Source organism: uncultured Acetatifactor sp. (assembly GCF_948601915.1).
Taxonomy (GTDB): Bacteria; Bacillota; Clostridia; order Lachnospirales; family Lachnospiraceae; genus Acetatifactor.
Window position 1 is genome coordinate 1 of sequence record NZ_CAPDXS010000051.1, and the last position, 6,569, is coordinate 6,569.

Annotated in this window: 5 protein-coding genes and 3 tRNA genes; 3 read left to right on the forward strand and 5 right to left on the reverse strand. The window is 58.2% G+C overall.

The window, feature by feature from the left end; genetic code table 11:
* Positions 1-4: 4 nt before the first annotated feature.
* From Q2B33_RS10550 to Q2B33_RS10560, 3 genes are all read right to left on the reverse strand, one after another.
* A tRNA-Pro gene (locus Q2B33_RS10550) sits at positions 5-79 on the reverse strand.
* A gap of 179 nt (positions 80-258) precedes the next feature.
* On the reverse strand, positions 259-1,713 hold the full coding sequence (locus Q2B33_RS10555; RefSeq protein ID WP_300565180.1) for an aminoacyl-histidine dipeptidase: 1,455 nt from the start codon (positions 1,711-1,713) through the stop codon (positions 259-261).
* 76 nt (positions 1,714-1,789) lie between these two features.
* Positions 1,790-2,296 carry a GNAT family N-acetyltransferase gene (locus Q2B33_RS10560; RefSeq protein WP_300565182.1) on the reverse strand — a complete coding sequence of 169 codons (507 nt, stop codon included), beginning with the start codon at positions 2,294-2,296 and terminating at the stop codon, positions 1,790-1,792.
* A 190-nt stretch (positions 2,297-2,486) separates the two neighbouring features.
* Here Q2B33_RS10560 and Q2B33_RS10565 point away from each other — a divergent pair, with 190 nt between their 5' ends.
* The gene (locus Q2B33_RS10565) at positions 2,487-3,815 is read left to right on the forward strand and encodes a sedoheptulokinase (protein ID WP_300565184.1); all 1,329 of its coding nucleotides are present in this window, start codon (positions 2,487-2,489) and stop codon (positions 3,813-3,815) included.
* Between the two features lie 50 nt (positions 3,816-3,865).
* On the opposite strand, the gene Q2B33_RS10570 is transcribed toward Q2B33_RS10565, so the two are convergent.
* Entirely contained in the window at positions 3,866-5,452 is a 1,587-nt protein-coding gene (locus Q2B33_RS10570) for a Na+/H+ antiporter NhaC family protein (RefSeq protein WP_300565186.1), read from the reverse strand.
* 210 nt (positions 5,453-5,662) lie between these two features.
* Between Q2B33_RS10570 and Q2B33_RS10575 the strand changes: the two genes are divergently transcribed.
* Together Q2B33_RS10575 and Q2B33_RS10580 are read left to right on the forward strand one after the other, a co-directional pair.
* Positions 5,663-6,022, forward strand: a complete 360-nt coding sequence (locus tag Q2B33_RS10575) for a helix-turn-helix domain-containing protein (protein ID WP_300565188.1) — start codon at positions 5,663-5,665, stop codon at positions 6,020-6,022.
* An 80-nt stretch (positions 6,023-6,102) separates the two neighbouring features.
* Positions 6,103-6,174: transfer RNA gene (locus Q2B33_RS10580), tRNA-Asn, on the forward strand.
* A 126-nt stretch (positions 6,175-6,300) separates the two neighbouring features.
* Here the strand turns inward: Q2B33_RS10580 and Q2B33_RS10585 are convergent.
* Positions 6,301-6,371 (reverse strand) — tRNA-Gly (locus tag Q2B33_RS10585).
* Positions 6,372-6,569: the final 198 nt, after the last annotated feature.

The window sequence follows — 6,569 nt, forward strand, 5'->3', positions numbered from 1 at the left end:
TGTATCGGAGTGGCGGGATTCGAACTCGCGACCTCCGCCTCCCTAAGACGGCGCTCTAACCAAGCTGAGCCACACCCCGTAACCATTTAATATTATAATCCGTACTGATAAAAATTGCAACCATTTTTTTGCAAATTTTGCATTTTAGTAGGAATGCACAAAAAATGCTGTCATTTATTGTATTTTATGCACATATCTCTCAAGAAATGCGGAGCCCCAATCCCTCAAAGCTCCGCATCCCACCTCCTAAGGCATCTCCTACGGCCTGTCCTTCTCCTCCAGCAGCCTGACCAGGAACTCCCACACCCGGCCCGTGGAAGAGATGCTCAGGGTCTCCTCCGTGGTATGGATGTCCTTCATGTCAGGGCCCATGGACACGCAGTCCAGATCCGCTATCTTGCTGCCCAGGATGCCGCATTCCAGCCCCGCGTGGATGGCCTCCACTTTAGGCGCTTTTCCGTACATTTTTTCATAGAGCGCCGTCATCTTCTCCCGCAGGGGCGAATCCTTGCGGTACTTCCAGCCCGGATAATCGCCGCTGACCGAGAAGCTCCCCCCTGCCAGGCCGATGACCGCGCAGAGCCTGTCGATCAGGGCCTGCTTTGCGCTCTCCACGCTGCTGCGCACGGAGAAATCCGCCAGGAGGCTGCCGTCCTCATAGCTCAGGATGCCCAGGTTCAGGGAGGTCTCCACCAGCCCGTGCATGTCCGCGCTCATGGCCTGCACGCCGTTCGGCAGGGCGATCAGCCAGGCCGCCGCTTTTGCCGTATCCTCCGCCGTGGTGCACAGCCAGCTTCCGGGCCTGCCCTCTCCCGCTGCCAGGAATGCCCCGGGATCCTTGGAGGAAAGCTCCGCCCGAATCTCTCCCTCCACTGTCTTCACCACATCCAGGATCGCCTCTTTGTCCCGCTCCTCCACCACCAGTACGGCTTTCGTCTCCCTGGGGATGGCATTGTCCGCCAGGCCGCCCTGCAGCCGTGAGATACCGATATCGAACGTTTCCGCCAGCCGATACAGGAGGCGCCCCATAAGGCAGTTGGAATTGCCCCTCTCCTTGTGTATCTCCCCGCCGGAATGGCCTCCCAGGAGGCCTCCTACGGTCACCTCCACGGCCACGCCCTGGCGCTGGGCCTCCGAAAGCGGCAGCTTCCCCTTGACCCTGGCTCCTCCTGCGCAGCTGGTCAGGAAGATTCCCTCGTCCTCCGAGTCCAGGTTCACCATGCGGTTCCCGGTGAGCATAGACAGGTCGATGCCCCTGGCCCCGTCCATGCCAACCTCCTCGTCCACGGTGACGATGACCTCCAGGCGGGGGTGCTTTATGGTATCGGAATCCAGCAGCGCCAGCGCATAGGCCACCGCGATGCCGTCGTCCCCGCCCAGGCTGGTGCCCTGGGCGTAGATTTCATCCCCCCGGACGGCAATCCGCAGGCCTTCCTTTGCCATGTCGATGTCGCAGTCCGGCTTCTTTACGGCCACCATGTCCATGTGGCCCTGGAGGATGACGGTGGGTTCGTCTTCATATCCGGGGACGGCCTCCTTTATGATGATGATGTTCTTCAGCTCGTCCTGAATGCAGTAAAGCCCCCTGTCCCTGGCAAACTTCACCAGATAGTCGCTGATCTGTCCTACGTTGCCCGACCCGTGGGGGATTTTCGTGATCTCCTCGAAAAAGTGAAATACGTTCTGTGGCTCCAGATTTGATAAGACTCCCATAATTGACCTCCTGTTCCAATCTCCGCAGACGCACTGTCCCTCCTGCGGAAATCCTTCCTTTCCCAAAAATTCTCCTCTATGTCCGTTCCGGATATCTCAGGTAATAATAGTCATCACCTTCCATGGCCTGCGTCCTCACAAAGCCATGCCTTTCATAAAAGGCCGTTGCTTGGCGGTTGTCCCTATGGCAGCCAAGGGCAATCGGGCGGATGCCGAATTCCTGATAGCATTCCCTGATTACCTTTTCCAGCACATAAGAGCCTATCCCCCCATTCCGGTAGCGCCTGTCGATTACAAAGCCCATGAGCCGGTAGAAGGGGGTTCCTTTCATTTCAGCGGGATCCGTCTCCCATTCCAACGCCTCCCCTAATAAGATAAGCCCGATGTAGGACTCTTTATACTTTATCGCATAAGTATGTCCGATGCAGTGATGGTCGATTCCGTATTGTGTGATTTCCGCAATGGTTTCCACCGAGTCCACAAAGGCTTCACTGACATCTTCCCGGTGGATTCTTTTCAGTTCTTCCGTGTTCGCTTCGTTCAGCAATTCGATATGGATATCCCGCCAATCCGCGTTCTCCATCTTCCACAAACTCCCTGCTTAGTTTATCAGAGCAGCCCTCCGTAAAGGCAGCCGCGTTCCATCTCCTACTATACACCATGGGCACTGTTCTTTTCAATACCTTTCATCTTTTCCCTTCTCATTTCTTACATTTCGTTGTAAAATATCCATAACAGTCCACCGAAATTCATCCGCAGCAAAGGAGCCTCCCATGAAAAGCATCGGCATCGACATCGGAACCACCAGCATCAGCCTCGTCCTCGCAGGCTTTCCGGACGGCACGCTCATCCAAGCCGTCACGCTCCCCAACAATACCTTCCTTCCCAGCGCCCGCCCCTGGGAAAGGCTTCAGGATCCCGCAGCCATCCTGGCAAAAGTCTACCCGGCTCTGGAGGGGCTGCTCTCCGCCTGGGGCGATGTGGCCGCCATCGGCCTCACCGGACAGATGCACGGCATCCTCTACCTGGACAGGAGCGGCCTCGCGGTGAGCCCGCTCTACACCTGGCAGGACGGGCGGGGGAACCTGCCTGACTATGACGGCGGAATGAGCGTCTGCCGCTGCCTGGCTGAGGCCTACGGCGTAAAACTGGCTGCCGGCTACGGCCTGGCCACCCATCTGTACAATCTGAAGAAAGGCCTCGTCCCGGCGGAAGCGGTCTCCCTGTGTACCATAGCCGACTATGTGGGCATGGCGCTGACAGGGCGCGGCGCTCCCCTGGTCCATATCAGCCAGGCCGCAAGCCTGGGCCTGTATGACTGTAAGACGAATGATTTTCTGTGGGATATCGTAAAAGAATGGGGCGCCTCCCCGGATTTCCTGCCCTCTGTCACGAAAGAACTCCTGCCGCTGGGCGCTTTCCGCGGCATCCCCGTCTGCGTCTCCATAGGGGACAATCAGGCCAGCTTCCTGGGCTCGGTGGGCGAGGACCGCGACTGTGGGCTGGTGAACATCGGGACAGGCTCCCAGATTTCCGTGCTGTCCCATACCTGCTTCCAGGGTGAGGGCATCGAGGCCAGGCCCTTCACCGGGGACAGCTATCTGCTGGTGGGGGCAGCACTGTGCGGCGGCAGCGCCTATGCGGCCCTGGAGCGGTTCTTCAGAGAATATGCGGCAGCGGCAGGCGGGGCGGATGTGCCCCAGTATGACGTCATGAGAGAACTGCTGGACAGGCAGGAGGACACTGACGAGAGCTGGACAGTCCGCACCTCTTTCCTGGGCACCAGAGAGAACCCCCGGGAGACCGGCTCCGTCAATGGAATCCGCCTGGACAATTTCCGCCCCGCCGCCCTGATTCGCGGCGTCCTGGACGGCATGGCCCAGGAGCTTTACGGCCTGTACCATACGATCCAGACCGGGACCGGGCTCTCCCCCGCCAGGCTTATGGCCTCCGGCAACGGCGTCCGCAGGAACCCTGCACTCCGGGACATCCTCCGGGCCCGCTTCGGAATGCCCCTCGCCGTCGTGGCCCACCAGGAGGAGGCCGCTTACGGAGCGGCTGCAGCAGCCGTCTCTATGTCCCCGAAAATCCGCAGAGGCTGATGCCTGCCCTGCGGATTCTGCCATGAAGCGGCGCCCTCTCCAGGCATTCCTCAATGCTTTCCACGCCCTCTTCTTCGCTTCCCCCGGAAAGCGATCCCCCCAAGCGCCCCCAGCAGCAGCACGACGGACGACAGAATCGTAATCCACGCATTCTCGGAGAATCCGGCCACCAGATACCCGAAGAAGCACACCGCCGCCACCAGCGTGGCATAGGGAAGCTGGGTCTCCACATGGCGCAGATGCTCGCACTGTGCCCCGGTGGAGGCCAGGATGGTGGTGTCGGAGATAGGCGAGCAGTGGTCGCCGTAGACGGAACCCGCCAGAGTGGCCCCCAGGGCGGGAATCAGGACGGCAGCCCCCTCGCCTCCCGCGCACATCATGGACACGATGGGCAGCAGGATGCCGAACGTCCCCCAGGCCGTCCCCATGGAGAAGGACAGGAAGGCCGCCACGGCGAACACGATGGCGGGCAGGAAACCAAAGGGAAGGTTCACAGCGCTGACGAAATGGCTGACGAAGATGCCGGTCCCGATCATCTCCCGGCACACGCCGCCCAGCCCCCATGCCAGAATCAGGATGGTCAGGGCGGGAATCATGGTCTTGATTCCGTCGATGATCCCTGTCATGAACTCCCGCAGACCCATGATGCGCCTGGGCAGGTACAGGGCCAATGCCACCACCAGAGCCGCAAAGGTCCCCAGGGTAAGGCCCGCCGTGGGATTCTCCCCGATGGCCTCCGTGAAGGCCTTGCCCGTGCCCGCGAAGAACCCGCCCACATATGCCATTCCCAGAATCGCGCACACAATCAGCGTCACCACGGGCAGCGCCAGATCCAGCACCGTCCCCCGCTTTCGCTTAAGCGTCTCTTCTGCTGCGCCAGTCCGTCTTTCTTCCCTGCCGGCCTCCGCTTTTTCCATGGGGCCGAAGTCGAAATCCGTGAAGCATAAGGCAAACACCATGACGATCGTCAAAATAGCGTACAGATTATAGGGAATCGTCCGCACAAAGGCGTTCAGGCCTCCGGCCTCCTCCACCTCCGAGGCCACTGCCACCGCCCAGCTGGAGATCGGCGCGATGATGCACACCGGCGCGGCCGTGGCATCCAGCAGATAGGCCAGCTTCTCCCTGGAAATCCGGCATTTGTCCGTGATGGGCCGCATCACGGTCCCCACCGTCAGGCAGTTGAACCCGTCGTCCACGAAAATCATAAGCCCCAGCGCGGCAGTGGCCAGCTTGGCGCTTCTCTTGCTCTTGATCCGCTTCCCCGCCCACTGCCCGTAGGCATCCGAGCCTCCGGACCTGGTGACGATGACCACCAGAGACCCCAGCAGCACCAGGAAGATAATCATGTAGCCGTTCTGCCCGATCTTCGCCGCCAGCATGTCGAACACATATGTAACCGCCTGCAGGATATCCCCCCCTGTGCAGAAGCAGTAAATGCACATCCCGGAGAATATCCCCAGGAACAGGGAGGAATACACCTCCTTGCTGATCAATGCCAGCGTAATCGCAATCAATGGCGGCAGGATGGACAGCCATCCCGCCTCTATCATTTCCAGTCCCATGCAGATTCCCTCCTTGTCTTCCATTCCCGCATCCTTCCCGCACATGGCGGGCATATACGGCCTTCCGTCCATTATACAGGATTTTCCTGAACAGGACAAGCTGTTTCGGCCGGCCCGCTCCCGAATGTTCTCACTGCTTTTTACTATTCGAGGAATTTAGTATTAATATTATTGCATCCATGAAACGCTATTTTAATATCCCTAAAATATATTAAAATAATATTTACGTTATGTAAACATTCCGCATTGCCAATACAGAAGAGAAAAGGGAGGCGGCATTTCATGAGAGACATTGGTGCGACGCTGGCACAGCTGCGCAGAGAAAGAGGCCTGGGCCAAAAACAGTTGGCCGCGATCCTGAACCTGTCCGTAAGCGCTCTCTCCAGCTATGAAAACTGTGTGCACGCCCCTGACCTGATGATGCTGAGCCGGTTGGCGGAGTTCTACGATGTCACTACGGATTATCTGCTGGGGCGCACGGAATACCGCTGTCCTCCCGAGGCCCTGCGCCGGCGCGTGGCCATAGATTTCACCGTACAGGACATCATCAATACCGTTCTGGAGCTGAAGCCGGAGGCCCGGAACTCCGTGGTGGACTTCGTGAAGTACATGAAGCATCTGTACGGGGAACCGCCGGAATAAAAAAATATCCTGTGGATGTATAATACGGGCTAAAGAGGGCATATTATAGTACAGATGGACGGAAGACGTCCCTCAGACGATCCTCGATAGCTCAATGGTAGAGCACTCGGCTGTTAACCGAGGGGTTGTTGGTTCGAGCCCAACTCGGGGAGCGCGGCCCGCCGCAGGAGCGGTGGCCAGAAAACCCGCAGGCATCCGTGTCTGCGGGTTTTGCTGAGCATGGAACAAAAAAGAACAGCCAAACCGCTTTGACTGTTCTTCTCTCTGCCATCATGGAGAGCAGGATACGGGAATCGAACCCGCCTCCTCAGCTTGGGAAGCTGATATACTACCAATGTACTAATCCTGCCTGACAACAAAGTCATTATACCACATCCGATACCGTTTTGCCAATAGTTTTTTTCAGAAATTTAAAAAAATTTTTAAACGGCCTTTTCCGGCTTCCTCTGCCCCTCGAGAATCTCCTCCAGCGTCCTGGGCGTATAGCCCATGTAGTCGATCATGGCGCCGCAGTTGAACATCTGGCAAGGCTTGTCGTAGAGGGCCT